Below are 26,945 nucleotides of genomic sequence, written 5' to 3'. Positions count from 1 at the left end.
AACGAGTGCCGCGCGCCGTTGCGCGAAGCGAGGCGCGGCGCGCGGCAGCGCGGCCCGGCGGCGCGCTACTCGCGCAGGGTCGCCCCGAAGCGAGCGGATGCGAGCGCCACGCCGGCCAGGCGCGCGTCGCTCGCCTCGGCCGCGGTGAGCGTTCGATCCGGCGCCCGGAAGCGCAGCGCGAACGTGAGCGACTTCTGGCCGGGCTCGATGCCCGCGCCGCGGTAGTCATCCACGAGGTCGATGCGCTCGAGCAGCGCGCCCGCACCCTCAATCACGGCGGCGCGCAGGTCGCCGGCGGCAACCTCCACACTCACCACGAGCGAGAGGTCCTGGGTGGCCGCCGGCTTGGTGCGGATCTCCGTGGCCGAGACCACCGAGGTTGCCTGCGCGATAACAGCATCCAGGTCAATTTCGGCAACCGCCACGACCGACGGAAGGTCGTAATCCTTGGCGACAGAGGGCAGCAGCTCGCCGGCGAAGCCAACGACCAGCTCGGCGGCATCCGTTGTGACAAACAGCTCGGCGGTGCGGCCCGGGTGCATGCCCGGGCGCGAGCCCTGACGCACCTGAATCGAAACGCCGGTGGCCAGCGACACCTGCGCCACGGCGGCGAGGGCGTCCTGCCAGCCGGCGGGCGTGGCCGGGTGGCCGGGCTGGTGGCGGCGGGTGTTGCCCACGAGAACGACACCGAGGTGGAGCGGCTGCGGCGGGATTCCGGCGTTCAGTGCGGCCTGCACCTCCACGCTCGGCTTCTCGGCGCCCGGCGGCACCACGGGAATACCGTAGGTGACGCCGGCTTCGGGCAGGAAGACGAGCCCCTGCTCGTAGATCGACACGTCAACGAGACCGCGCGAGCGATTGCGGTGCGCGAGCTGCAGCAGCCCCGGCAGCAGGGTGGTGCGCAGCACGGGAGCGGCGCCGTCCATCGCGTTGGCGAGACGAACCTGATCGGTCCCGCCGAACACAGCGTTCGCCGTGGAAGACACAAACGGATACGCGAGCACCTCAGTGTGGCCGGTGGCCGCAAGCGTCTGCGACACCGTGCGACGCAGAGTCTGCGCGCGAGTGAGGCCACGTCCGGGCGGGGCGACCGGCAGCACAGACGGAATGCGGTCGTAGCCCACAATGCGGGCAACCTCTTCGGCCAGCGTCCACTTGTCGGTGAGGTCAGGGCGCCAGGTGGGCGGGGTGACCGACAGGTCGCCGTCCGCCTCCACGAGTGTCGTGCCGATCTCCAGCAGCGAGTTGCGCACCTCGTCACCGGTGTACTCGAGGCCAATCAGCCCCGAGATGAAGCCGGTGGGCAGGTGAATCGCCACGGGCGCAACGCTGTCGTCATGGACGGAGCCGAGGCCATCGGCCTCTCCCCCGGCGAGATCCACAAGCAGCTGCACCACGCGTGCCGCAGCCACCGCGGCAATGGCCGGGTCGACGCCGCGTTCGAAGCGGCGTGACGCCTCACTCGGCAGCTTGTGACGACGAGCCGACCGCGCGATCGACACCGGGTCGAAGTTCGCGGCCTCCACGAGCACATTCACGCTCGTGGACGAAATCTCCGTCGACGCGCCACCCATCACGCCGGCGAGGCCGATCGGACCGGATTCGTCGGTGATCAGGAGGTCTTCCCGCACGAGGGTGCGCACGACGCCATCGAGCGTGGTGAACTTCTCGCCCGCCTCGGCCCGACGCACCAGAATGCCTCCGGTGAGCGTGTCTAGGTCGTACCCGTGCAGCGGCTGACCCAGCTCAATCATCACGTAATTGGTCACATCCACGGTCAACGAAATAGAGCGGATGCCGGCCAGCCCGAGCCGAGCCACCATCCACGCCGGCGTGGGCCGGGTCGGGTCGATGCCACGAACAGTCCGGGTGGTGAAGACCGTCGAGCCGATGCGGCCGCGAATCGGGGCTGCATCGTCAATCACCACGGGGAAGATGGTGCTGGGCGAGAACGAACCCGAGGTCAGCGCCGGGTCGCGGAAAGCGGCTCCCGTGGCGTGGGCGTACTCGCGGGCAATGCCGCGAATGGAGAAGGCGTAACCGCGGTCAGGGGTGACGTTCACCTCAACGGCTGAGTCGTCCAGCCCCAGCAGCGCAATCGCGTCGGTTCCCACCGGGGCGTCGAGGCCGAGGGAGGAGAGCAGCAGAATGCCGTCGTGCTCATCGCCGAGGCCCAGCTCACGAGCGGATGCGATCATGCCGTCGGACACGTGGCCGTAGGTCTGCCGCGGAGCGATCGGGAACGGGCCGGGGAGGACTGCGCCGGGCAGGGTGACAACCACCTTGTCGCCCACGGCGAAGTTGTGTGCACCGCACACGATGCCGTGAATGGCCGGTCCGCCGTCGGCCGCGAGCTCGCCGTCGGCGGCGACACGCACCTGGCACCAGTTGATGGTCTTGCCGTTTTTCTGCGGTTCGCCCACAAACTCCAGAACCTCACCCACGACGATGGGGCCGGACAGCTCGAAGCGGTGAATCTCTTCCTCTTCGAGTCCCACGCTCACGAGGGCGGCGTGCACGTCTTCGGGCGTGGTGCCCGGGGCCAGGTCAACGAATTCGCCCAGCCAGCTCAGTGGTACGCGCATCAGATCGTCATCCCATACTGCTGGCTGAACCGGGTATCGCCCTCGACCATGTCGTGCATGTCCTTTACATCGTTTCTAAACATCAAAGCTCGTTCCACACCCACGCCGAACGCAAACCCGGAGTAGACCTCGGGGTCGATTCCAGCGGCGCGCAGCACGTTCGCGTGCACCATGCCGCAGCCACCCCACTCGATCCACCGTGCGCCGTCCTTAAACGTCGGGTGCCACACATCGAGCTCGGCGCTCGGTTCGGTGAACGGAAAATAGTTGGGGCGCAGGCGCACCTTGGCTTCGGGGCCGAACAGCGCCTGCACAAAGTGATCCAGCGTGCCGCGCAGGTGCGCCATGGTGAGTCCCTTGTCGATGGCGATGCCCTCGATCTGGTGGAACACCGGCGTGTGCGTGGCGTCGAGCTCGTCGGTGCGAAACACGCGCCCCGGGGCCACGACATACACGGGCAGCTCCCGAGAGAGCAACGCGCGCAGCTGCACGGGTGAGGTCTGAGTGCGCAACACGAGGTGAGCATCCGTTGGCTCGACAAAGAAGGTGTCCTGCATGGCGCGCGCCGGGTGATCCTCGTCAAAGTTCAGGCCATCGAAGTTGAACCACTCACTTTCGAGCTCGGGCCCTTCGGCCACTTCCCACCCCATGGCCACGAACACATCGCTCGCACGTTCGGTGAGAAGCGAGATCGGATGCCGCGCTCCCGGCTTCCAGGTTGACGCTGCGGCGGTGACATCAACGGTTTCAGCGGCGAGCTGGGCAGTGGCCTCGGCCTCGCCGATGGCGCTCTCCCGCGCAGCAAACGCCTGGGTGACGCGACCCTTGGCTTGACCGAGAAGCTTCCCGGCGGCCGCCTTTTGGTCGCCGGGAACCGTGCGCATCAGGCCGTTGAGCTTGGCGAGGGGGGATGACTCCCCCACGTGCTCGCTGCGCACGTTCTTGAGGTGCGCGGAGGTCTCGGCAATGGAAATGGCGGTGAGTGCTGCGTCAACCGCAGCGCTCACCGCCGATTCAGAAATTTCAGTGGGTACAGGCACAAGGCCCAAGTTTAGCGGGCGAGCGGATGCCGTCCACTCGATCGCGCATGCGACCCCCGCTAGGCGGTCTCGTTCACCAGCTCTTGAACCTTCACATTTTTGGCGTAGCCGCGCTTGGTGCGCACCTCAACGATCTTCGCCACTCCCGCGAGTAGAAGGCACAGCGCGATGTAAATCGTGGCGACAATGATCGCCGCAGGAATGATCGGCGAGTCGTATCGGGACTGCGTTCCGTAGAACTTGGCCAGATAGAGCAGCTCCTGGTACGTGACGATGAAGCCGAGGGCGGTGTCCTTCAGCACGACGACAAGCTGCGACACGATGACCGGCGCCATGGCACGCAGGGCCTGCGGAAGCAGGATCATGCGCATGACCTGTGTCTTTCGCATGCCAATGGCATACGCGGCTTCAGACTGCCCCTTGGGAAGAGACTCAATCCCGGCCCGAAAGACCTCCGCCAGGACGGATCCGTTGTACAGGGTCAGTCCGGTGACCACGGCGACGAACGGGGTGACGAAGGTCACACCGAGCGGCGGGAGTCCGTAGTACATGATCATCATCAGGATCAGGAGCGGGATGGCCCGGAATAGCTCAATAAACAAGTATGTCGGCCGGCTGATCCAGCGATGCTGGGAGACCCGGCCGATCAGCAGGAGCAGGCCCAGCGCCAGACTCAGCACAGCAGCCACACCGAATGCTTGCAGGGTCGCTAGCAGTGCCTTGAAGATGGCGACGTGCACGAGTGGGAACGTGAACAACTCCCACTTTGCGGCCGTGAACTGATCGGTTTCAATGAACCGAAAGATGATGAAGCCCAGGAGTCCGGCGACGACCAGAAGTGTCAGGACACCGATGTACTTGTGGCGCAGAAGGGCACGGGGGCCCGGTGCGTCGAACAGCACGTTACTCATCGAGCCACCTTCAGACGGTTTTCCAGAATCCGCTGTACGTAGGAGAGCACGCCTACGAGCAGCACGAAGAAGAATGCGACCCATAGAAGCACGACGATGGCGGGCTCACCGCGCTCCGAAAGATTCGCCCGAATGTATCCCGCTTCAGCGACGGAGAACCCGGCCGCAACAGTAGTGTTCTTCAGCAATGCGATGAATACACTCATCATGGGCGGAATCACCGCTCGAAATGCTTGCGGGAGCAGAACGAACGACATGCTCTGGCCGAACGTGAGGCCAATGGCTCGCGACGCTTCTGCCTGCCCAACGGGCACCGTATTGATTCCCGCGCGGAGAGTCTCGGCAACGTAGGTAGCGGTGTACAGGCTGAGCGCCATGATCGCGAGCTGGGTGTAGCCCACGCTCGGCAGATCCAACTTGGGATAGCCGAAAGCGAAGAAGAACATGAGCAGAGTGAGTGGGGTGTTGCGAACGAGGTTGACGTATCCGGTTCCCACCCAGCGCATCGGTGCGATGGGGGAAACGCGCATGGCGCCAACGATGGTGCCGAGAATCAGGGCGAAGAGGGCGGCCCAGAGAAACAGCTGCAGCGTCAAAGTGAATCCGTCGACGAAGACGTCAAGGTTATTAAGCAGTGTGTCCATGGGCCGAGCCTCTCCTTTCCGTGTAGGGAATTGTTACTGTGCGCGTGAGTCGGTGGCCCGCACAGGCAGGCCACCGACGGTGTTCTTTAGTACGCGTCGACCGTGGGCTGCTCAACAACGGTGCCCGACAGTCCGAGCGTCTCGTCATAGATGGTCTGCCACGTGGCATTGCCATTGGTGAACATGTCGTTCACGAACGTACGCAGTGCGGTGTCGCCCAGGGGCATTCCCACGCCGTAGTTCTCAACAGAGAAGGGCTCGCCGACGACCTTCAGGGTGTCGGGGCTTTCCGAGGCATAGCCGAGCAGGATCGCCTGGTCGGTTGTGACCGCATCCGCTGAACCGTCCTTGACTGCCTCAACACACTGCGAGTACGTGTCGAACTCGACGGTCTTCGTGTCGGGGTAGTTGTCCTTGATGTTCTGGATGGGGGTGGACCCGGTCGCAGAACAGACGGTCGTGCCGGCGAGGTCTGCTTCGCTCTCGATGGTGGTGTTGTCGGCAGCGACCAGGATGCCCTGTCCGGTGACGAAATAGGGGCCAGCAAAGTCGATCTGCGTCTTGCGCTTTTCGGTGATCGAATAGGTTCCGACGTAGTAGTCGATGTCACCGTTCACGATGGCCGACTCGCGGTTCGCACTCGGGATCGCCACGAACTCGATCTTGTCGTCTGCGAAGCCGAGCGAGGCGGCAACCCAACGAGCGATTTCGATGTCGAAGCCGGAGCGTTCTCCGGTTGCTGCGTCGAGGTAGCCGAGGCCGGGCTGGTCTTCCTTGACGCCGATACGCACCTTGTCCGCCGCAACCATCGCGTCGTACGTGGGGCTACCGGTGAGGGACACGTCGGTGGCCACATCGAAGGCCCCGGCTGACGGTGCATCGCCCGAGCCCGTTCCAGCGGTGTCTCCGCCGGAACAGCCCGCGAGAAGCAGTGCCGCTGTGGCTGCTGTGGCCAGGAGGCTGAGTTTCTTGCGCATTGTGATTCCTTTTCTTGATGGGAATGGATTGGTCACGGACAAATAATGGTCCGGGTGAAAGTCACACGGTCAGGATTGTTTAATGGTTGATGATTTTCGACAGAAAGTCTTGGGCGCGGGCGCTCTTCGGGTTGGTGAAGAACTCCTCCGGGGTCGTCTCTTCAACGATTTCACCCTCAGCCATGAAAATGACACGGTCGGCCGCCTTGCGGGCAAATCCCATCTCGTGGGTGACAACGATCATCGTCATACCCTCATTCGCGAGGTCAATCATGACTTGGAGAACTTCATTGATCATTTCGGGGTCAAGCGCACTGGTGGGTTCGTCCAACAAAATCAGCTTCGGGTCCATGGCGAGTGCACGGGCGATCGCCACGCGCTGCTGCTGGCCACCGGAGAGCTGCGCCGGCATTTTTTCGGCTTGATTGGCCACGCCTACGCGTTCGAGCATGATCATGGCTTTCTTATCGGCTTCAACCTTGGACATGCCGCGCACCTTGATGGGGCCCAGAGTCACGTTCTGCAGCACGGTCTTGTGCGCAAACAAGTTGAATGCCTGAAAAACCATGCCGACGTCGGCGCGCAGGGCAGCCAGTTCTTTGCCCTCGGCTGGCAGGTGAACGCCATCGATGGTGATCGCACCGTCATCGATCGTTTCCAGGCGATTGATCGCCCGGCACAGCGTGGACTTCCCGGAACCACTCGGCCCGATCACCACGACAACCTCGCCGCGGTTCACCACGGCATTGATGTTTTTGAGAACGTGAAGCTCACCATAGTGCTTATTAATATCTTTGATCACAACGAGGGGTTCACCCCGACGAACGGTGATGTTCGACGTAGCTGGGGACGAATCTGAAGGCTCCATACCCCCTAACTTAGGCGAAAAAGTGCCCTATGACGCACCAAACCCCCGACGGTAACCCATTTGTAACACTGGGAACCATCAGGGGTAGGGGTGAATTAAACCGGTCAGGACCGGCACTTTTAGTGGCGAGGCTAGCTGCGCTGGGCGAAAGCACTTTCGTATAGGCAGACGGATGCCGCGGTGGCCAGATTCATGGACTCAGCGTGCCCGTAGATGGGAACGCTGATGGCACGGTCTGCCTTGGCGAGGTCCTCATCGGTAAGGCCACGAGCTTCGTTACCAAACAGCCACGCCGTGGGCGCGGCGAGCAGTCCCTCGTTGCGCGCGGTGAGGAGGTCGTCGCCCTTAATGTCGGCGGCCAGCAGCTGCAGGCCCGAGGTGCGAACGCGGTCACGCACGTCTTCGAGGCTCGCGGCAATGGCCACAGGAAGGTGGAAGATCGATCCGGTGGAGGAACGAATCACCTTGGGGTTATAGAGGTCAACGCTGCGTCCGCAGAGGATCACGGCGTCGGCGCCTGCGGCATCCGCTGCGCGAATGATCGTTCCGGCGTTGCCCGGGTCGCGCACCTCTTCGAGGATGACCACGAGCTTGGGGTCGGCGTTGAAGATCTTCTTCACCGAGGTGGGGAACTGGTGGCACACGGCCACGAAACCCTGCGGTGTGACCGTGTCGGCCATGGCGTCAAGGACTTCTTCGGAGACGAACTCCACCTCGATCCCGGCGGCCGTCGCCTTCTCGGCAATGTCGGTGTAGCGATCGAGGGCGGTCGGCGTGGCGTACAGCTCCACGACGAGCTCTGGACGGAACGTGAGGGCCTCGGAGACGGCCTGCGGACCTTCGAGAAGGAACAGCCCCGTCTCGGTGCGCGCGTCGCGCTTCGCAAGTTTCGCGACGGCTCTAACGCGCGGTGAACGTGGGTTATCAAGCATGTATCAAGCCTACTTGGAGAAAACGTCAGTGTTTGCAGGCACGACGGCCGCGATGTGGTGCAAAAAAGGGAGTGGACGCTGTCGCGGCCACTCCCTTTTCGCTACTCGAAACTACGCTGCTGCGACCTTCGGTGCCGACGTGTCGGCGGGAAGGGCACCCTTGGCGGACTCGACGAGTGCCGCGAAGGTGGCGGGCTCGTTGACGGCCAGCTCGGCGAGCATACGACGGTCAACCTCGATGCCGGCCAGGCCGAGGCCCTGGATCAGACGGTTGTAGGTGAGGCCGTTGGCGCGCGATGCAGCGTTGATGCGCTGGATCCACAGGCGACGGAAGTCACCCTTGCGTGCACGGCGGTCACGGTAGCTGTAGACGAAGGAGTGAGTGACCTGCTCCTTGGCCTTACGGACCAGGCGCGAACGCTGGCCGCGGTAACCCTTGGCGCGGTCGAGAATAACGCGACGCTTTTTGTGGGCGTTTACAGCCCTCTTGACTCTTGCCATTTTTCCGGTTCCTTAAAAGTGTGTGCGGTCGTCGGTTGCTTAGAGACCGAGAAGCTTCTTGATGACCTTGGTGTCCGACTTAGCCAGAACCTGGTCCTTGTTGAGGCGAGACTTGCGCTTGGTGCTCTTAACCTCGAGGTTGTGTCGCATGCCGGCCTGCTGCTTCATGATCTTGCCGCTTCCGGTGACCTTGAAACGCTTCTTCGTGCCAGAGTGGGTCTTCATCTTAGGCATCTTTATCCTCCAGTTTCGCTGCCTTATCGGCGGCCTTGTCTGCCTTTTCAGCAGCCTTATGTGCGTTAGTCTCCGCCTTGGCCTCTGACTTGTTCTTCAGAGGTCCGATGACCATGACCATGTTTCGTCCGTCAATGGTCGGAGTTGATTCCACGGAACCAAATTCGGACACATCCTCGGCAAACTTTTTGAGCAGTCGTACGCCCTGGTCGGGACGGGACTGTTCACGACCACGGAACAAAATCATGGCCTTGACCTTGTCGCCGGCCTTCAGGAAGCCTTCGGCGCGTTTGCGCTTGGTTTCGTAGTCGTGAGTATCGATCTTGAGACGGAAACGAACCTCTTTGAGGATCGTGTTCGCCTGGTTGCGCCGGGCCTCTTTGGCCTTCTGCGCAGCCTCGTACTTGAACTTGCCGTAGTCCATGATCTTCGCCACGGGAGGCTTAGCTTCAGGGGCAACTTCGACGAGGTCGAGGTCGGCGTCCTGGGCCAGTCGCAGGGCAACATCTATGGCCACGACCCCAACCTGCTCGCCGTTGGGACCAACGAGACGAACTTCGGGGACGCGAATACGGTCATTTGTACGGGGATCGCTGATGCGTCTCTCCTCCTGGATATTCAGGGTCACAACCAGACAGCGGATGCCGACTGGGGACGAGAGAGGAAATCACGAGCGTTTTTTCGAGCGTACTGCTCGCCTAACCACACGGCACCCTAGCTGCCTTCACCCTCTGGAGACCAGCGGACGACGACGGAGTGCAAACTACCCGGTAACCTTTATGAAGCGGTCAAGCGCGGGTGGGAGATTTTCCACTTTCGTACCGAGACTAATGTCTCGGAACCGACATAACACTAGCAGAGGATGGCAGTGAGTACCAATTACGACGAGGAAACCGCTCAGGCAACGCGAGACATCGCAGACGTGGGAGCCGTGGAGATCATCACCACCGCCGCCGTGCACCTGTTGAGCGCGGCAGCCGTGAAGTGTGGTCTGGCAGACGACCCCACGGTGCAGATGGATCTCGATGAGGCCCGCAAGCTCATCACGGCTTTGGCTGGCCTGGTGACGGCAGCTGCTCCCGAGATCTCCGACATGCACGCGCGCAGCCTTCGGGACGGGCTGCGTTCCGTTCAGCTCGCGTTCCGCGAGGCATCCGCGATTCCCGACCCCATCGGCGAGGGCCCCGGCGAGAAGTACACCGGACCCGTCAACTAGCTCCACCGGCTTCCGACCGGCTCGACCAGCAGCTTCCCTCCCGCTGGTCGAGCCAGTCCCGCTGGTCGAGCCTGTCGAGACCCCCCGACCGCCCGGTCAGGTTTGGCAGCGCGGACACCAGTACGTGGCCCGTTCCTGCATTTCGTTTCGCCCCAGCGCAGACGTGACAACTCGCGTGCCGCATCGCCGGCACGGCTGCCTCTGCCGCGAATACACCCACAGCCTTTCCCCCCGGCGCGTGTTTCCCGTTGTGGTGCGTTCAACCCGGTCGCGGTTGGCCGTGATCAGTCGATGCGCCAGGCGCACGAGCCCCGGAATATCGGCCACCGCGCCGATCGGTCGGGTGGGCAGAAGACCGCGCAGAAAGCACAGTTCGTTCACGTACACATTGCCGAGGCCGGCCAAATTGCGCTGATCTGCCAGCGCCACGGCCACCGGTACCTCGGGCTGTGCGCCCAGTCGCCGCACCGCTTCGGCCAGGTCCCAGTCGTCGCCGAGCAGGTCGGGGCCCAGATACGCGAGCTCGGTGTCCTCTGCCGTGCGCGACATCAGCTCGAGCAGGCCGAGTTCGAACCCCACCGCGGTCCACTCGAGCGTTTCGAGCACGATTCTTGCCTGGAAGGCCGGTCGCTGCCAGGCACTCCCGTGGCGGTAGCGGTGCCAGGACCCCTCCATCTTGAGGTGGGAGTGCACGCTCACGCTGTCGGTGCGAATGAGCAGATGCTTACCGCGGCTGGCCACCTGCTGCACGGTCTCCCCGGTGAGGTCGACGGTAGCCCACTGTGGAACCCGAATGTCGCAGCGAGTCAGTACCGCCCCGGAGAGGGCCTCCCCAAGTGACTGTGCTTCTCGAAAAACGGTATCGCCCTCAGGCACTGAACCTCAACCCCTTCGGGGTGTGCGTGAAGCCAGCCCCCTGCAGGTGCTCGCCCACGGGTGTTCCGATCACGAAGATTCCGTTGATGGTTTCCACGGCAATCTTGTCGATGCGTCCGGCTTTCACCACGGCGGCGAGGCTTGCCGCCGCCGCGGCGAGTGAGGCCTCATCTGTCACATACGAGAGCATGGTCTTCCCACCGCGTTCGATGTACAGCACGAGCACGCCATCCACGAGCACCACAACGGCGCCCGATTTACGGCCCGGGCGGTGTCCGGTGCCTTCCGCCAGCGGCGGCCACGGCAAGACGGCACCGTACGGGTTGGCCGGGTCCGTGGCAGCCAGAGTCAGCGCCACGGGCCGACGGTTGTCCGTGCCGTCGACCGCCGCAGCGAAGGACCGCAGCCGGTCGATGGTTCCTCCGCTGGCGAACTGGGCGGCGCCCAGACCCTCCACGAAGTATCCGCGCCGGGCACGTCCGGTCTCTTCAAAACCGCTCAGGGTGCGGTACACCAGGGCAAAGCCACCGATCACACCCTCTGCCTGCACCGCGCCGCGGGTGACGACCCCGTAACGTTCCAGCAGGGTCTCCCCGAGCGCGTGGGCTCGCCGTGTCGCCACCGAGTCGGCAAGCTGCAGGATGGACCAGCGACCAGACACCGTGGGTGGGCCACCACGCGTGGGAAGAGCCGAGCGGGGTACGGACCCACCGCGATGCATGGACCCGCCGCGGTGCAGGCGAGCGCGCGGAGCGGAGCGGCTGGGTTTGTGGGCCGTTCGCCCGCCGTTCAGCCGGGACCGCACCGGGGCGAATGTATCGTTGCTGATCAGTCCGGCCCAGACCAGGTCCCACAGCGCCTCCGTGAGGTCGGCGTCCACGGTACTGCCCACCGCATCAGATAACTGGCGGAAGAAGTAGCCGCCTCCACCGCCGAGTGTCGTCAGCACCTCCTTCTGCAGGTCAGAGAGATCATGATCGAGCGCGGGTGGCAGGGTCAGCGGCGCGGTCTCCGCCAAGTGCAGACTGATCCAGCCGTCATTTCCGGCCAGAGACCCGGCTCCCGCCCACACGACCTCCCCGGCGTTGGTGAGTTCGTCGAGCATTCCGGGCACGTACCCGGTTATTCGTGCGGGCAGGATGAGCGACTCCCAGGCCGAGGCGGGAATGCGGGCGCCTTCGAGCTGCTCAATCACCGCTGCGACACCATCGACTCCCCGAAGCCGCCCGCCCACGTGTTGCCATTCCGGGAGAAAACGGGCCATCGTCACCTGGTCAACGGGTTCGACCTCATGGCGCAGTGCCGCGAGGGAACGCCGACGCAGGCGGCGCAGCACCTCCGCATCACACCACTCGCTTCCGGTGCCGCCCGGTCGAAATTCACCTTCCAAAACCCGTCGTGAGTCGGCCAGACGTCGGAGCACCTGCGCCATGACGGCGGTACCGAGTCCGAAGCGGTCAGCCGCAGCCGCTGTCGTGAATGGTCCGTGGGTGCGGGCGTAGCGGCTCACCAGGTCGCCGAGGGGGTCAGCGACGGATTCGCTGAAGACGCGTGGTATCCCCAGCGGGAGGGGAATACCGAGGGCGTCCCGCAGCCGACTGGCGTCTTCAATCACAGCCCACCCGTCGCGGCCCACGACGCTGGTGCGCACAATACGTTTGGTCTCAACGAGCGCCGCGAGGTGGGCGACCCAGTCGGCCTCGACGCCCTCGGACATGCGGGGGCCGAACTCGTCGAGCGTGAGGGGGCCCAGCCCGCGCAGCAGATCAAAGATGCCCTCAAGCCCGTTCGCCTGCCGATCCGGGGCGAGACGCTGCAGCTCCCGGTCGGTCTCATCGATGACCACCGGGTCGAGGAGTTCGCGCAGCTCCACCCGACCGAGTAGTTCGGCCAACAGGCTCGAGTCGATGGACAGGGCCGTTGCACGGCGCTCCGCGAGCGGAGTGTCGCCCTCGTACATGAAGGCGGCCACGTAACCGAACAGCAGGGTGCTCGCGAACGGGCTGGCGGCATCCGTTTGCACCTCCATCAAACGAATCGCGCGGGATTCGATCTGAGAGGCGAGCCTGGCGAGAGCCGGGAGGTCGTAGACGTCTTGCAGGCACTCGCGCACGGTCTCAAGAATGATGGGGAAGGTGGGGTATTCGCGGGCCACGTCGAGCAGTTGCGCGGCCTTTTGCCGTTGCTGCCAGAGCGGGGACCGGGCGCCGGGGTTGTACCGCGGCAGAAGTAGCGCACGGGCGGCGCATTCCCGGAACCGCGCCGCGAACAGGGCCGATCCGCCCACCTGTTCGGTGACAATTTCTTGCAATTCGTCGGGATCAAAGACGAACAGTTCGGCGCCGGGCGGCTCGGCGCCGGTATCGGGGATGCGCACGACGATGCCATCATCGCTCGCCACGCAGTTGCCGTCGAGCCCAAAGAGTTCGCGCACCCGGGCGCCCACGGCGAGGGCCCACGGCGCGTGCACCTGCAGGCCATACGGGGAATGCAGAATAACCCGCCAGTCGCCCAGCTCATCCACGAAGCGCTCCACGACCAGGGTGCGGTCGGTGGGCAGGTAGCGGGTGGCAGCCTTCTGCTCGTTCACGAAGGCCAACAGGTTGTCGATTGCCTGCTCGCCGAGACCCGCTGCCGCGCATCGGGCGCGAGCTTCCGGGCCGGACAGCGCGGAGACGTCGCGGAGGAACACCCCGATGGCCTCCCCCAGTTCGGCGGGGCGGCCCAGCCCATCACCCTTCCAGAACGGCAGCCGACCCGGTTCCCCGAACGCCGGCAGCACGAGCACCCGGTCGTGCGTGATCTCCTGAATCCGCCAGCTGGTGGTACCGAGCGCAAAGACATCGCCCACCCGGGACTCGTACACCATCTCCTCGTCGAGCTCGCCGACGCGCTTGCCCCCCACCTCGTCGCCCCCCACCATGAAGACGCCGAACAGACCACGGTCCGGAATGGTTCCGCCGCTGGTCACGGCCAGACGCTGTGCTCCCGGACGCCCGGTGAGGGTTCCGGCCACGCGGTCCCAAATGATGCGCGGGCGCAGCTCGGCGAACCGATCGGACGGATACCGCCCCGCCAACAGGTCGAGTGTGGCCTCAAACAGTGAGCGCGGCAGGCTAGCGAACGGGGCGCTGCGACGGAGTGTCTCAAACCACTCCTCCACATCGATCTCATCGAGGGCCACGGCGGCCACCGTCTGCTGCGCCAGGATGTCGAGCGGATTCGCCGGAACCCGCAGGGCTTCGATCTGACCCGTGAGCATGCGTTCGGAGGTGACGGCCGCGTGGATCAGATCGGCTCGGTGCTTGGGATAGATCACTCCGCGGGAGATCTCCCCCACCTGGTGACCGGCGCGCCCCACGCGCTGCAACGCACTGGCGACCGACGGCGGCGACTCCACCTGCACCACGAGGTCGACCGCACCCATGTCGATACCGAGCTCGAGCGTCGATGTTGCCACCACGCACCGCAGTCGTCCGGACTTCAGGTCGTCTTCAATGAGGGCGCGCTGTTCCTTGCTCACCGATCCGTGATGGGCGCGCGCGAGCACGGGGTCGGCGCCCATGGTCTGCCCGCTCGCGCCGAGCAGTTCGGCCGGTGGGCGCGTGGGGGCAGCGGATGTCTCGGTGCCGGCGAGCGCATCCGCTCCCCCGGCCGTGTCAGTTGCGGCCAGACGTTCACTGTAGATCTCGTTGAACCGGGCGGTGAGGCGTTCGGTGAGGCGGCGGGAATTGGCGAAGACGATGGACGAGGAGTGCGCGAGAACCTCGTCGACAATGGCTTCCTCCACGTGGGGCCAGATCGACCCGGTCTGCGCCGCGGACGCCGACGTGGAACCTTCCCGGGGTGCCACGGCACCCAGGTTGCTCATGTCATCCACGGGCACGACAACACGCAGGTCGAACCGTTTGGGTGAGGCCGGAGCGACGATCTGCACCGGGGCGCTCCCGCCGAGGAAACGCGCCACCTCCTCGTGCGGCCGCACGGTGGCCGAGAGCCCAATGCGCTGCGCGGGAGTGGTCAGGAGCGCATCGAGCCGTTCCAGAGACACCGCAAGGTGCGCGCCGCGCTTGCTGGCCGCGACGGCATGCACTTCGTCAATGATGACCGTGTGCACCCCGCGCAGGGACTCGCGGGCGGCGCTGGTCAGCAGCAGGAAGAGTGACTCCGGCGTGGTGATGAGAATGTCCGGCGGTCGCTTGAGAAAGCTTCGGCGCTCGGCGGCCGGCGTGTCCCCCGAACGCACGCCCACACTCACCTGCGGAACCGGAAGACCCAGGCGTTCCGCCGCCCGAGTGATGCCCACGAGGGGCGCACGCAGGTTACGTTCCACGTCGACGCCGAGGGCTTTGAGTGGCGAAATGTAGAGCACGCGGGTGGAGGCCGGCTCCTCCGAGGCTCCCGGCGATGGTGTGAGTGCGAGCCGGTCAATCGCCCAGAGGAACGCGGCCAGGGTTTTACCGGAACCGGTGGGTGCCACCACAAGGGCGTGAGCACCACCCGAAATGGCCTCCCAGGCGCCCAGCTGGGCCGCGGTGGCGGCCGGGAATGCCGCGTCAAACCACGCCCGGGTTGCGGGCGAAAAGCGATCGAGCACCGTCATTGTTCTATTCTCTCCTGCACCCCTGACACTCAGCGACAGCTCCCAGGGGCGCCGGGCGACGGGTCCTAATCGGAGACGACGAGTTGAACCTTCAGCGAATCGACCCCGGTGGCAATCGCGTCGTTCGCGGCCCAGCGGGTGGCCAGACGAGACAGGATCGCGTCGAGTTCGCTCTGCGTCAGCCCGCTCACGAGTTCAACCCGCACGATCAGTTCGGGTCCGCTCAATCGCCCCTGGGGATCGCCGGCCACGAGCTCGAGGCCGAGCACCGACAGTTCGGTCAGAACGGATGCGTCGAAGGCGGCTCGAACCGGCGCGCTCGCGTAGCTCGGGGTCCACGGCAGCGACTGCGCGATCGCCCACAGTGCGGGCCTGCGAATCACAAATTCGGTTGCTGCCATGGGGTCAACGACCACGAGGTCGGTGTTCTCCTGAGCTGCGGCCAAAGCAACCCGCACCGCGTCGGAGGGGACCGGTCGAGCCGCGGGGTTCCACACCGTCATGGCCGCCGCAGAGGTGAAGGCCGGGAGCACGTCGCGCCCGTCTGGCCCGGCAACCGTGATGATGGAGAGTTCCTGGGTTTTGTCGATCAGCACCCCGTGGTCATTGGTGCCAGCCTCGCCGAGTGCGGTCACGAGGGGAATCAGCAACCGTGACGAGCGGATGACGTCAATGACGCTCTCCTCACCCACCTCACCGGCCTGGAATTGACGCAGTGCCGACAGCAGATCCTCCGGGGCCAGCCCGTCGTCGTCGGCACTGTCGTTCGACTCAAAACGCCGACCCGCCCAGGGTTGGCCGGCCGAGTCGGCCGGTCCAGACGGGAGGCCGGTGGACCCGAGATTACGAGCCCGAGACATCCAGTGCCTCGGGGAGGGTGAAGGCTCCCGCATAGAGGGCCTTGCCAACGATGGCGCCTTCGAGTCCGAGCGGCACGAGCTCCCGCAGGGCGATGAGGTCGTCGAGGCTGGAGACACCGCCGGAGGCAATGACCGGTCGGCGCGTCTTGGCGAGAATCTGACGCAAGAGGTCGATATTCGGTCCCTGCAGGGTGCCATCCTTGGTGACGTCCGTGACGACGTAGCGGGAACACCCGGCGGCCTCCAGCCGTTCCAGAACCTGCCACAGGTCACCGCCGTCCTTCGTCCAGCCGCGGGCGGCCAGAGTGGTTCCACGCACATCAAGCCCCACGGCAACGGCCTCACCGTACTGCGCGATCACGCTAGCCGCCCACTCCGGGTTTTCGAGCGCTGCCGTACCGAGGTTGATGCGCTCGACGCCGGTGCTGAGTGCAGCCTCCAGCGATTCGTCGTCGCGAATTCCGCCCGACAGCTCGATGTTGACGCCCTTCACCTGCTTGATGACCTTCTTGATGATGGTGGTGTTGTTGCCCCGACCAAAGGCCGCGTCGAGATCGACGAGGTGAATCCACTCGGCGCCCTGACGAGCCCAGTCTGCAGCCGCATCTTCCGGGGTCCCGTAGCTGGTTTCCGTGCCAGCCTGTCCCTGCGTCAAACGCACGGCTTTTCCGTCGGCAACGTCGACGGCCGGCAGCAGAACGAGACGCGGGGTGTGGTTGAACTCACTCATGAATTTCCTCGATTGGTGGGGCTACAACACGGCAGCCGAATTGAACACAAAAATATGTCGGGTCTGCGTTAGTCACGCAGGGTGGCAAGCCAGTTCTTCAACAAGCGGATGCCGGCATCGCCGGATTTTTCCGGGTGAAACTGTGTCGCCGACAGCGGTCCGTTCTCGATGGCGGCGAGAAATGGTCCACCGTGCTCGGCCCACGTGAGTCGGGGCTGCGGAAACGGCGGCTGCACGTCGAGCGTCCACGACTGCGCGGCGTAGGAGTGTACGAAGTAGAACCGTTCCTCCTCGAGACCTCGAAAGAGTACGGAATCAGGGTCCGTTTTCACGGTGTTCCAGCCCATGTGCGGCAGCACCGGTGCGGGAAGTTCTGTGACCGTTCCCGGCCATTCTCCGAGCCCCGCGGTGTCGATACCGCGTTCCACGCCATGCTCGAACATCACCTGCATACCCACGCAAATTCCGAGCACGGGACGGCTTCCCGCAATGCGGCGGTCGATGATTTCATCGCCGCGCACGGAGGTCAGTGCCGCCATGACGGCACTGAAGGCACCCACGCCGGGCACGACAAGACCGTCAGCCTCCAGCGCCAGTTTGCGGTCGTGGGTGAGCGTCACGTCGGCGCCGGCCAATTCCAACGCTTTCACAGCGGAGTGGACGTTACCGGTTCCGTAATCTAAGACGACGACCGAGGTCACAGGGCGCCCTTCGTGGACGGAATACCAACAACAAGCGGGTCGAGCGCTTTCGCCAGGCGGAACGCGCGGGCAAATGCCTTGAACTCGGCCTCCGCAATGTGGTGCGGGTCGCGCCCGCCCATGACCGTCACGTGCACGGTCAGTCCGGCGTTGAAGGTGATCGCTTCAAAGACGTGACGCACCATGGAGCCGGTGAAGTGCCCACCGATAAGGTGGAATTCGAATCCTGCCGGTTCACCGGTGTGCACGAGATAGGGGCGACCCGAGATGTCCACAACGGCTTGGGCAAGTGCTTCGTCCAGGGGAACCAGCGCATCGCCGTATCGAGAAATACCGGACTTGTCGCCGAGGGCCTGCTTGATGGCCTGACCGAGAACAATCCCAATGTCTTCGACCGTGTGGTGCACATCGATGTCGGTGTCGCCGTGAGCGCGCACCGTGAGGTCGGTCAGTGAGTGCTTTGCAAAGGCCGTGAGCAGGTGGTCAAAGAACGGGACGGTGGTGTGAATGTCACTCACCCCGGTTCCGTCCAGGTTGAGCGTCAGCTCGATGCTCGACTCACTGGTCTCGCGCTGCAGGTGGGCGACGCGCGGTGCAACCGGCGTGGAAGAAGAGCTCATGACCCTAGTTTATTCGGCTCCGGCCGCAGTCGGCCGACCGAGACGCTCCAGTGCTTCGAGGAAGACCGTGGTCTCGGCCGCTGTTCCCGCACTCACGCGCAGGTGCCCGGCGATCCCCACGTCTCTGATCAGGATCCCCTGGGCGAGAAGCGCTTCGAACAGTGCGTGCGGATCGGCCACTCCGCCGAAGAGAACAAAGTTGCTCCCACTCTCGTACGGTGAGTACCCCAATCGGGCGAGTTCGACCACCAGACGGTCGCGCTGACCGCGGATATCGTCGACCATGGCAAGCATCTCATCCGTGTGCGCCAGTGCCGCGTTGGCGGCTGCCTGCGTGAACGCCGACAGGTGATACGGCAGCCGAACGAGACGAAGCGCGTCGGTGACGGCCGGATCGGCGGCGAGATAACCCACTCGCGCCCCCGCAAATGCAAAGGCCTTGCTCATTGTGCGCGATACGATCAGCCGCTCGCGGCCGGGAAGGAGCGTCAGAGCGCTGGCCGTCCCCGCCGGCTCGAACTCGGCATAGGCCTCGTCCACAACAACGATTCCGCGACTGGCCTCGTAGACAGCGGTGATCGTCTCGAGGGAGAGTCTCGTTCCGGTGGGGTTGTTGGGCGAGCAGAGAAACACCAGGTCGGGGTCTGTGCGGCTCACCCAGTCTGCGGCCGTCTGAGGTGATACCTCGAAGTCGGCATCACGGGTTCCCGCGATCCATTCCGTTCCGGTGCCTGATGCCAGGATCGAGTACATGGAATACGTGGGTGCAAAACCCAGGACGGAACGCCCCGGACCACCAAAGGCTTGCAGCACCTGCTGCAGCACCTCATTGGACCCGTTCGCAGCCCAGATGTTGTCGCTGGTCAGTCCGTGACCCAGGTAGTGGGCTAGCCGCTCGCGCAGCTCCAGAAATTCGCGGTCCGGATACCGATTCACGGTGAGAACAGCCTCAGCCAATGCCCGCACAATGTCGAGGGCCACGGGTTCCGGGATTGGGTGCGTGTTTTCGTTCACGTTGAGCGCTACCGGCACGTGCAGTTGCGGGGCTCCGTAGGGAATTTGACCACGAAGGTCGGCGCGGAGAGGAAGATCACTGAGACTGGTCACTAACCAATGGTACGGCGGGGACGGGTCACAACCCCAACCGGGCATCTCACGTGCTGCACCGGGTGCGCAGGCGGGCGCCGGGTTGGCCCGATCAGTATCCTGCAGGAAGGGCGAGGCGCTGGCCAGGCTGAACCGAATCGCCCTGCAGCTGGTTGAGACTCACGATGTCGATGATGACGTCGCGAGGGTCGGCGGCCGGCGCGATGGCCTGCGCTATGTCCCAGAGGGTCTGGCCGGCGTCGACGGTCACGTAGCGGAACGATACGAGTTCCGTGTGCAGGGTGGTACCCGAGGCGGTGCTGGGTGCCGCGGCCTCCGCCATGCCACCACTCAGTGCCACCGTGATGGCCACGATGACTAGCGGGGTGGCCGCAAGGGTCGTGAGTGTCAGTCGCCCCCGGCGCGTGAGGCGCAATCTGGTGTGAACGGCTCGGGCATCATTGCCAGCTGCGGCCCTCGGGTCTATGGTTCTTGCGTTTGGTGTGCGTGCGTTCACGTTGCTTGACTGCAGTGTGCGTGTTCCAACCGTCTTAACGTCTACTGTGCTCATGTCGAACCTCCGGGTGATGTTATTCGGCGAGTTCCGCACTCGACTCTCGGCCGGGAGAGCCGAATGCGAAACTATGTTCCGAATATAACTTCGAATATTCGAACAATCAACCCTTTGCGGCTACTTTTTCTAAAAAATTCTCGCGACACCCTCGAATAGATGTTTGTTTTGGCCACGTGAACTGGATAAAGTTTCGATAGAGGAAATTGTTCATTCCGAACTCAACCAGACACCACCGACATTCCCGTTTTTGGCTCAGCAGCCGCTGCGGGACCGACTCGAGGAGCGAAAGCGTGACGAAAGACACCAGCGGGTCCCGTGAGAAGGGCGGCACGCGACGCCGCAAGAGCCTGAGTGAGCGACAGCTCGCCATCCTCGACGTGATCCAGCGCTCGGTGAGCCAGCGTGGCTACCCGCCGAGCATGCGCGAGATTGGTGATGCGGTGGGACTGGCCTCGCTGTCGAGCGTCACCCACCAGCTCAATCAACTCGAATTGAGCGGGTACCTACGCCGCGACCCTAACCGGCCACGTGCCCTCGAGGTTTTGATCGAAGTCCCCCGGTCCACCGAAGCGCCTGCTGTGCGTGAGGGTGAGACCTTTTCGAGCCCCGTTCAGATTGGCGATGCAGCCATGGTGCCGCTCGTTGGTCGGATCGCCGCCGGAATCCCCATCACGGCCGAGCAGCAAATTGATGAGATCTTCCCTCTCCCCCGTCAACTGGTGGGCAAGGGAGAACTCTTCATGCTCAAGGTCATTGGTGAGTCCATGATCGACGCGGCCATTTGCGACGGTGACTGGGTTGTCATCCGCCAGCAGAAGACTGCGGAGAACGGTGAGATCGTGGCGGCAATGCTCGACAACGAGGCCACGGTCAAGGTTTTCCGTCAGCGTGATGGCCATACCTGGCTTCTGCCGCGTAACTCGAACTTCGAACCAATTGTGGGCGACTTCGCTGAGATCCTCGGTAAGGTTGTCGCCGTTCTGCGCTCCGTGTAAACACCGAAAGCCACCGCACAGCACAAAGCCGCCCAACACAGAGCCGCCCAGCAGCCGGATTTTCCTTCCGGCGGTTGGGCGGCTTTGTGCGTGAGCGGACTAGCCCGTAATGGCGGGGGTGACTACAAAGGCGGTGAACTGCGGTTCGATCTCGGGAGTCACGAACGCGGTCACGAGCGTTCCCGCCTCCACGTACTCGGTGGAGACAACGCGACCCTGATCGTGCAGCACGGCCACGAGGTCTCCGCGCTCGTAGGGGATCAGCAGGTTGAGTTCAATCTGCGGGGTCGGGAGCAGCGCCGAGATGGCCGCCAAAACGGTGTCAATGCCTTCTCCGCTCCGCGCAGAGACGAAGGTGGCCCGCGGCTCAAGGCCACGAAGCACGAGTCGGTCGTCGTCGCTGATGAGGTCACTCTTGTTGAAGACCACGAGTTCCGGAATGTGCCGGGCACCCACCTCGGAGATGACGTCACGCACGGTTGAGAGCTGGCTCACCGGGTCGGGATGGGACCCGTCAACAACGTGCACGATGACGTCCGCGTCGGCAACTTCTTCGAGCGTGGAACGAAACGCTTCCACCAGTTGGTGAGGCAGGTTGCGCACGAATCCCACCGTGTCGGTGAGGGTGTACAGCCGGCCGTCCTCGGTGGTGGATTTGCGCACGGTGGCGTCGAGGGTGGCGAACAGGGAGTTCTCCACCAGAACGCCGGCGCGGGTGATGCGGTTGAGCAGACTCGACTTGCCGGCGTTGGTGTATCCCACGATGGCCACGGACGGGACCGCGTTGCGCTTGCGGTTGGCCCGCTTCGCGATGCGCGCCGGCTTCATTTCGATCATCTGCTTGCGCAGACGCGACATGCGGGTGTGAATGCGACGGCGATCGAGTTCGATCTTCGTCTCACCGGGTCCACGCGAACCCATTCCCGCTCCTGCGCCACCGACCTGGCCACCGGCCTGGCGGGACATGGAGTCACCCCACCCACGAAGCCGCGGAAGCAGGTAGGCCAGCTGAGCGAGCTCAACCTGAGCCTTACCCTCCCGGCTGGTTGCGTGCTGGCTGAAGATATCGAGGATGACCGCGGTGCGGTCAATCACCTTCACCTTCACCACATCTTCGAGGGCACGTCGCTGGCTCGGAGCCAGCTCGGTGTCGGCGATCACGGTATCGGCACCCATCGCCTTGACGAGACTCGCCACCTCTTCGGCTTTTCCCTTACCGAGGTAGGTACTCGGGTCTGGTGTGGCGCGGCGCTGGAGGAGTCCATCGAGCACGGTGGCACCAGCGGTCTCGGCGAGAGCCGCCAGCTCGCGCATCGAGTTCTCGGCGTCGTCCACGGTGCCGTGGGTGTAGACGCCCACGAGCACCACGTTCTCCAGCCGAAGCTGCCGGTACTCCACTTCGGTAACGTCTTGCAGTTCGGTGGAGAGGCCACCAACGCGCCGCAGAGCATTGCGGTCCTCGCGCTGTGTTTGTTCACCGTCAAAATCATTGCGGTGTTGATCGCCGGATGCCGGTTCGGCTTGCAAAGCCTGCGCCGTTCCGCTGCGGAAAAGTGAGTAGCCAGCGGCACGTGTTTCAGCGCTTGCAAGAACGCGGGCTACTACATCGTCATCATCATGGGGCACGATTGAATCAATCATTCCTTTAACTCTAGTTCAATGAACTCGGATAGGTTCCATTTATGTCATCCGACCACTACTTCGCCTCCACCCCCGGCACCGAACTTCGTACCCGCACCATTTCGGTCGAGCTCAATGGGGTCACTCACGAGGTGACCACGGCCAACAATGTGTTCAGTCCCGCACACATCGACATCGGTACCGAGGTGCTGATCAAGTACGCGCCCGCACCACCGCTGACGGGTGATTTCCTCGATCTGGGCTGCGGCTGGGGCCCGATTGCCCTCCACCTCGCGCTCGTCTCCCCCGAGGCCACCATCTGGGCCGTAGACGTGAACGAGCGCGCACTCGCACTCGTGCGCATGAACGCCGAGAAGCTCGGCCTCACCAACATTCGCGCGGTTCTACCCGCGGACGTGCCCGACGACATCCGCTTTCGAACGATTTGGTCAAACCCGCCCATTCGCGTGGGCAAAGACGAACTGCACTCTCTCATGCACACCTGGCTCCCCCGTCTCGAGCCAGGTTCGGATGCCTGGCTCGTGGTGCAGCGCAACCTCGGCTCGGATTCGCTCCAGCGCTGGCTAGAGGCCGAACTGACGGACGAGTACGCCGTGTCCCGGGAGTCGATCAGCAAGGGCTTCCGGGTACTGCGCGTGGATCGCGCCGAAACGGCCTGACAAGCCCGCTCACGGTGTCGTCGCTACGGTGATCGGTGGCCGCTACGGTAATTACCGTAGCGGCCACCGATCTGAGGCGCGGCGACGCGCCCGAGGACACTTAGCCGAGGGCGAGCACTCCATCGAAGACGAGTTCCGCCGGACCCGACAGCGATACGTGCTCGCCGTCCTCGGTGGGGAACATGCGCACCCCGAGCGTGCCGCCCGGCACCTCTACGCGCCACTGGTTCGGCGCTCCCGCACCTGCCCAGTGGCGGGTCGCCAGGGCCGCAGCGGCCGCGCCGGTGCCGCAGGAGAGGGTTTCTCCGCTTCCGCGCTCGTGAACGCGCATGCGGATGTGTCCGACACCGCTGATCACCAGCGGGTCGTGGGGAACCACGAGTTCTACGTTGGCACCATCGGCCGGTTCCGGGTCGAGTTGCGGAATGAAGGTGAGGTCGGCGGCTTCAAGTTCGGCGTCGTCGGCGAGAGCCACGACCACGTGCGGGTTACCCACATTGATCCCGAGGCCCGGACGGGCAATCGAGAGGTTCTTCACGCGAACGAGGGGCTCGCCGCCATCCAGGCGCCAACGTCCGAGGTCAACCTGGTATCCGCTGGCGTTGCGCTGCACGTCCCGAACGCCGGCTCGCGTGCCGATCGCCAGGGTGTCGCCGATGTTGAGCGTCGTGAGAGCGTTGTCGAGAAGGTAGCGCGTGAATACGCGGATGCCGTTGCCACACATCTCACTGACCGAACCGTCGGCATTGAAGTAGTCCATGAACCACTCAGCGTGTTCGTCTTCGGCCAGAGCCGCGGCACCGGCGGCGAGGTTGGCGGACTTCACGGCACGAATGATTCCGTCGCCGCCCACTCCGAACTTGCGGTCGCACACCGCGCGAATCTGCTCCGCGCTGAGCTCCATGGTGCCGTCGGGGTCGGCAAACAGAACGAAGTCATTGCCCGTGCCGTGGCCCTTGGTGAAGTTCAAATTGATGCCCATCTGCCCAGTTTAGGCGAACGGCACCGCGACGATCTGGTCCGTTGCCCGCCCAGGGCCGCTCACCCCGGTGTCTGACGGTGCGGTGTCGGTGGGTGCGGGGTTGGTCTCGCCGCGCTGAATGTAGTCGACGGCCTGCTCAAGCCGGTTGGGGGCATCCGCCTCAATCCACGCCGTGGGGTAACGCTTGAACCAACTCACCTGTCGCCTGGCATAGCGGCGGGTGAGCTGCTGGGTACTCTCGATCGCCTCAGCGCGCGTGAGCGTGCCGTGCAGTTCGCCGAGCGCCTGCGCGTAGCCGATAGCGCGACTGGCCGTGATCCCCTGCTCCAGGCCCTGGGCACGCAGTCCCTCCGCCTCCGCGACAATGCCCTCCGCCCACATTGCCTCTACGCGGGCGTCCAGTCTCGGTGTCAGCACCTCTCGTGCCACCCGAAGACCCAGCGTGACGGTGGGTCGCCAATAGACCGGATCCGCTGGCAGAACTGCCGTGTGCGGGGCACCGGTGAGCTCAACGACCTCCAGTGCTCGCACCAGCCGACGACCATTGCTCGAGCCGATGCGGAGCGCCGCCTCTGGGTCAACGAGCTTGAGGCGGGCATACATGCTGCCCGGTCCCGTCTCGGTCAGTTCTGCTTCCAACCGAGCGCGCAGGGCGGGATCCGTCCCCGGAAAGCGAAAATCGTAAATGACGGAGGACACGTAGAGTCCCGACCCGCCCACCAGAATGGGCATCGCTCCGCGCTCCACAATGCCCGTAATGACAGCCCGGGCATCGCGTTGGTAGTTCGACACGGTGGCTTCGGCAGTGACGTCAAGAACATCGAGCATGTGGTGCGGGACACCTCGGCGCTCGGCAACCGGCAGCTTGGCCGTTCCCACATTCATTCCGCGATAGAGCTGCATCGCGTCGGCGTTGACGATCTCACACGGCTGACCGTGTGCGCCCAAATGCTCGGCGATATCCAGAGAGAGCGCCGATTTTCCCGTCCCCGTCGAGCCGACAATGACGATCATCGCGGTGGAGGTGCCACCCGTGACGGGGAAAGAGCTAGCGCTGCCCGTCATTGACGTCGTAAATGGGAACGGTGGACGAGCCGGTCGGGACGGTCGAGGCGGCGGTGTCCTCGCTGGCGTCACGCACCCGCAGGGTCGGCAGCCAGACGGCCCCGGCGGGCGCCGGAGCGTGCGCGGGAACACCGCACGACTCGGCCTCGCCGCGGTCCCAGGCGTCGCCGGCCCGGGTCGCCCGGATGCGCAGGGGTGCCTGATCGGTGGAGTCGGCGATGAGATGGAAGGGGGCGGCTTCCGTAATAACGACGGTCACCATGTCGCCCGGGCGGGGGCGAGAGGAACCGGCAGGTACGTCGAAGTGCACGAGACGACTGTCGGGCGCGCGTCCGCTCATGCGGTGGGTGTCGGAGTCTTTGCGACCCTCACCATTCGCCACGAGCAGCTCGACCTCGGTGCCGATCAGGGCGATATTTTCTTCCCACGCAATGCGATTCTGCAGCTCGGCCAGACGCTCATAGCGCTCCTGCACGACCTCCTTGGGCACCTGATCGGCCATGGTGGCTGCGGGTGTTCCGGGGCGAATCGAGTATTGGAAGGTGAAGGCCGTCGCGAACCGGGCCTCTTCGACTACTCGCAGCGTCTCCTGAAAGTCTTCTTCGGTCTCACCGGGGAAGCCCACGATGATGTCGGTGCTGATGGCAGCGTTGGGCATCTGCGCGCGCACGCGTTCCAGGATTCCGAGGAACTTGGTGGAACGGTACGACCGGCGCATGGCCTTCAGCACTCGATCCGAGCCGGACTGCAGTGGCATGTGCAGCTGCGGCATGACGGCGGGGGTCTCAGCCATCGCATCGATAACGTCGTCGCTGAAAGCGGCCGGGTGCGGGCTGGTGAAGCGGATGCGCTCCAGCCCCTCGATCCTGCCGGCCGCGCGGAGCAGCTTGCCAAACGCCAACCGGTCGCCGAATTCCACTCCGTAAGAGTTGACGTTCTGCCCGAGAAGCGTGACCTCAATGGCACCGTCATCAACCAGTGCCTGAATCTCGGCGAGGATCTCGCCCGGGCGACGGTCCTTCTCCTTGCCACGGAGGGCCGGAACGATGCAGAAGGTGCAGGTGTTGTTGCAGCCCACGGAGATGGATACCCAACCGCTGTAGCTGGAGTCCCGCTTGGTGGGGAGCGTCGAGGGGAAGGTCTCAAGGGACTCGAGAATCTCGAGCTGTGCCTCGCCGTTATGGCGGGAGCGCTCCAGCAGGCTGGGAAGAGCACCCATGTTGTGGGTACCGAAAACCACGTCAACCCACGGGGCTTTGTCGAGGATCGTGTTCTTGTCTTTCTGAGCGAGGCACCCACCAACGGCGATCTGCATGCCGGGATGGCGACGCTTCACCGATGCGAGGTAGCCCAGATTGCCGTAGAGCTTGTTGTCGGCGTTCTCACGAACGGCACAGGTGTTGATCACCACGACATCTGCTTCGGCGCCGTTGGCGGACACATAACCGGCCGCCTCCAGTGATCCGCTCAGGCGCTCGGAGTCGTGCACGTTCATCTGGCAACCGAACGTGCGCACCTCGTACGTGCGCGCGTGCCCATCGTCATCGACCGCTGCCGACGACGGGGTGATCACGGTGCGGCGGGTGAGATCAGGTGCGGTGGCAATACTCATAGTGTTTACAGTTTACGCGAGCAATGTGTGAAC

Annotated in this window: 25 protein-coding genes; 3 read left to right on the top strand and 22 right to left on the bottom strand. The window is 64.2% G+C overall.

Going from position 1 to position 26,945, the window contains the following annotated elements:
• Positions 1-65: 65 nt before the first annotated feature.
• The 10 genes from pheT to infC form a co-directional block, all read right to left on the bottom strand.
• The gene (gene pheT, locus H4V99_RS06905; protein ID WP_280676739.1) at positions 66-2,585 is read right to left on the bottom strand and encodes a phenylalanine--tRNA ligase subunit beta; all 2,520 of its coding nucleotides are present in this window, start codon (positions 2,583-2,585) and stop codon (positions 66-68) included.
• Positions 2,585-3,625 (bottom strand): phenylalanine--tRNA ligase subunit alpha, encoded by a 1,041-nt coding sequence (pheS, locus tag H4V99_RS06900; protein ID WP_280676737.1) that lies wholly within the window; start codon positions 3,623-3,625, stop codon positions 2,585-2,587. The genes pheT and pheS overlap by 1 nt, the downstream gene beginning before the upstream one ends.
• A 59-nt stretch (positions 3,626-3,684) precedes the next feature.
• A complete protein-coding gene (locus tag H4V99_RS06895) occupies positions 3,685-4,536 on the bottom strand; it encodes an amino acid ABC transporter permease (protein ID WP_280676735.1) in 852 nt (283 codons plus the stop codon).
• The gene (locus tag H4V99_RS06890) at positions 4,533-5,180 is read right to left on the bottom strand and encodes an amino acid ABC transporter permease (protein WP_280676733.1); all 648 of its coding nucleotides are present in this window, start codon (positions 5,178-5,180) and stop codon (positions 4,533-4,535) included. The genes H4V99_RS06895 and H4V99_RS06890 overlap by 4 nt, the downstream gene beginning before the upstream one ends.
• Positions 5,181-5,266: 86 nt before the next feature.
• Positions 5,267-6,157, bottom strand: a complete 891-nt coding sequence (locus H4V99_RS06885; RefSeq protein ID WP_280676731.1) for a glutamate ABC transporter substrate-binding protein — start codon at positions 6,155-6,157, stop codon at positions 5,267-5,269.
• 79 nt (positions 6,158-6,236) lie between these two features.
• Positions 6,237-7,025, bottom strand: a complete 789-nt coding sequence (locus tag H4V99_RS06880; protein ID WP_280676729.1) for an amino acid ABC transporter ATP-binding protein — start codon at positions 7,023-7,025, stop codon at positions 6,237-6,239.
• Between the two features lie 131 nt (positions 7,026-7,156).
• Positions 7,157-7,957, bottom strand: a complete 801-nt coding sequence (locus H4V99_RS06875) for an RNA methyltransferase (RefSeq protein ID WP_280676727.1) — start codon at positions 7,955-7,957, stop codon at positions 7,157-7,159.
• Positions 7,958-8,068: 111 nt separating this feature from the next.
• Positions 8,069-8,458 (bottom strand): 50S ribosomal protein L20, encoded by a 390-nt coding sequence (gene rplT / locus H4V99_RS06870; protein WP_280676725.1) that lies wholly within the window; start codon positions 8,456-8,458, stop codon positions 8,069-8,071.
• A gap of 39 nt (positions 8,459-8,497) precedes the next feature.
• Positions 8,498-8,692, bottom strand: coding sequence for a 50S ribosomal protein L35 (rpmI, locus tag H4V99_RS06865; RefSeq protein WP_280676723.1), 195 nt, complete (start codon positions 8,690-8,692; stop codon positions 8,498-8,500).
• On the bottom strand, positions 8,685-9,320 hold the full coding sequence (gene infC, locus H4V99_RS06860; RefSeq protein ID WP_280676721.1) for a translation initiation factor IF-3: 636 nt from the start codon (positions 9,318-9,320) through the stop codon (positions 8,685-8,687). Before infC ends, rpmI begins: the two co-directional genes overlap by 8 nt.
• A 240-nt stretch (positions 9,321-9,560) precedes the next feature.
• Here infC and H4V99_RS06855 point away from each other — a divergent pair, with 240 nt between their 5' ends.
• Positions 9,561-9,908, top strand: coding sequence for a DUF1844 domain-containing protein (locus tag H4V99_RS06855; RefSeq protein WP_280676719.1), 348 nt, complete (start codon positions 9,561-9,563; stop codon positions 9,906-9,908).
• Positions 9,909-10,004: 96 nt separating this feature from the next.
• Here the strand turns inward: H4V99_RS06855 and H4V99_RS06850 are convergent, their stop codons facing one another.
• The 8 genes from H4V99_RS06850 to H4V99_RS06815 all read right to left on the bottom strand — a co-directional run bounded on the left by H4V99_RS06850 (position 10,005) and on the right by H4V99_RS06815 (position 19,955).
• Complete coding sequence (locus H4V99_RS06850) at positions 10,005-10,784, bottom strand: DNA-formamidopyrimidine glycosylase family protein (protein ID WP_280676717.1); 780 nt, start codon at positions 10,782-10,784, stop codon at positions 10,005-10,007.
• Positions 10,777-15,387: an ATP-dependent helicase gene (locus H4V99_RS06845; RefSeq protein ID WP_280676715.1), complete on the bottom strand. Its 4,611-nt coding sequence runs from the start codon at positions 15,385-15,387 to the stop codon at positions 10,777-10,779. The genes H4V99_RS06850 and H4V99_RS06845 overlap by 8 nt, the downstream gene beginning before the upstream one ends.
• A 65-nt stretch (positions 15,388-15,452) precedes the next feature.
• Positions 15,453-16,247, bottom strand: coding sequence for an SseB family protein (locus tag H4V99_RS06840; protein WP_280676713.1), 795 nt, complete (start codon positions 16,245-16,247; stop codon positions 15,453-15,455).
• A complete protein-coding gene (gene priA / locus H4V99_RS06835) occupies positions 16,231-16,977 on the bottom strand; it encodes a bifunctional 1-(5-phosphoribosyl)-5-((5-phosphoribosylamino)methylideneamino)imidazole-4-carboxamide isomerase/phosphoribosylanthranilate isomerase PriA (protein ID WP_280676711.1) in 747 nt (248 codons plus the stop codon). Before priA ends, H4V99_RS06840 begins: the two co-directional genes overlap by 17 nt.
• 68 nt (positions 16,978-17,045) lie before the next feature.
• Complete coding sequence (gene hisH / locus H4V99_RS06830; protein WP_280676709.1) at positions 17,046-17,678, bottom strand: imidazole glycerol phosphate synthase subunit HisH; 633 nt, start codon at positions 17,676-17,678, stop codon at positions 17,046-17,048.
• Entirely contained in the window at positions 17,675-18,298 is a 624-nt protein-coding gene (gene hisB, locus H4V99_RS06825; protein ID WP_280676707.1) for an imidazoleglycerol-phosphate dehydratase HisB, read from the bottom strand. The genes hisH and hisB overlap by 4 nt, the downstream gene beginning before the upstream one ends.
• 9 nt (positions 18,299-18,307) lie before the next feature.
• Positions 18,308-19,405 carry a histidinol-phosphate transaminase gene (locus tag H4V99_RS06820; protein WP_280676705.1) on the bottom strand — a complete coding sequence of 366 codons (1,098 nt, stop codon included), beginning with the start codon at positions 19,403-19,405 and terminating at the stop codon, positions 18,308-18,310.
• Positions 19,406-19,496: 91 nt separating this feature from the next.
• The gene (locus H4V99_RS06815) at positions 19,497-19,955 is read right to left on the bottom strand and encodes a LysM peptidoglycan-binding domain-containing protein (RefSeq protein WP_280676703.1); all 459 of its coding nucleotides are present in this window, start codon (positions 19,953-19,955) and stop codon (positions 19,497-19,499) included.
• A 293-nt stretch (positions 19,956-20,248) separates the two neighbouring features.
• Between H4V99_RS06815 and lexA the strand changes: the two genes are divergently transcribed.
• The gene (lexA, locus tag H4V99_RS06810; protein ID WP_280676701.1) at positions 20,249-20,953 is read left to right on the top strand and encodes a transcriptional repressor LexA; all 705 of its coding nucleotides are present in this window, start codon (positions 20,249-20,251) and stop codon (positions 20,951-20,953) included.
• 99 nt (positions 20,954-21,052) lie between these two features.
• Here the strand turns inward: lexA and hflX are convergent, their stop codons facing one another.
• On the bottom strand, positions 21,053-22,594 hold the full coding sequence (gene hflX / locus H4V99_RS06805; protein WP_280676699.1) for a GTPase HflX: 1,542 nt from the start codon (positions 22,592-22,594) through the stop codon (positions 21,053-21,055).
• Between the two features lie 41 nt (positions 22,595-22,635).
• On the opposite strand from hflX, the gene H4V99_RS06800 reads away from it, so the two are divergent.
• On the top strand, positions 22,636-23,253 hold the full coding sequence (locus H4V99_RS06800) for a methyltransferase (RefSeq protein WP_280676696.1): 618 nt from the start codon (positions 22,636-22,638) through the stop codon (positions 23,251-23,253).
• Positions 23,254-23,353: 100 nt separating this feature from the next.
• Here H4V99_RS06800 and dapF read toward each other — a convergent pair whose 3' ends face one another.
• The 3 genes from dapF to miaB are packed head-to-tail and all read right to left on the bottom strand — an operon-like array spanning position 23,354 to position 26,912.
• Positions 23,354-24,235, bottom strand: coding sequence for a diaminopimelate epimerase (gene dapF / locus H4V99_RS06795; RefSeq protein WP_280676694.1), 882 nt, complete (start codon positions 24,233-24,235; stop codon positions 23,354-23,356).
• Positions 24,236-24,244: 9 nt separating this feature from the next.
• A complete protein-coding gene (miaA, locus tag H4V99_RS06790; RefSeq protein WP_280676692.1) occupies positions 24,245-25,300 on the bottom strand; it encodes a tRNA (adenosine(37)-N6)-dimethylallyltransferase MiaA in 1,056 nt (351 codons plus the stop codon).
• Positions 25,284-26,912, bottom strand: coding sequence for a tRNA (N6-isopentenyl adenosine(37)-C2)-methylthiotransferase MiaB (gene miaB / locus H4V99_RS06785; protein WP_280676690.1), 1,629 nt, complete (start codon positions 26,910-26,912; stop codon positions 25,284-25,286). Before miaB ends, miaA begins: the two co-directional genes overlap by 17 nt.
• Positions 26,913-26,945: the final 33 nt, after the last annotated feature.

It is taken from the genome of Cryobacterium sp. CG_9.6, from assembly GCF_029893365.1.
Classification (GTDB): domain Bacteria; phylum Actinomycetota; class Actinomycetes; order Actinomycetales; family Microbacteriaceae; genus Cryobacterium.
Note: the sequence above shows the minus strand (reverse complement) of the source record. Positions and strands in the feature narration are given on the sequence as shown.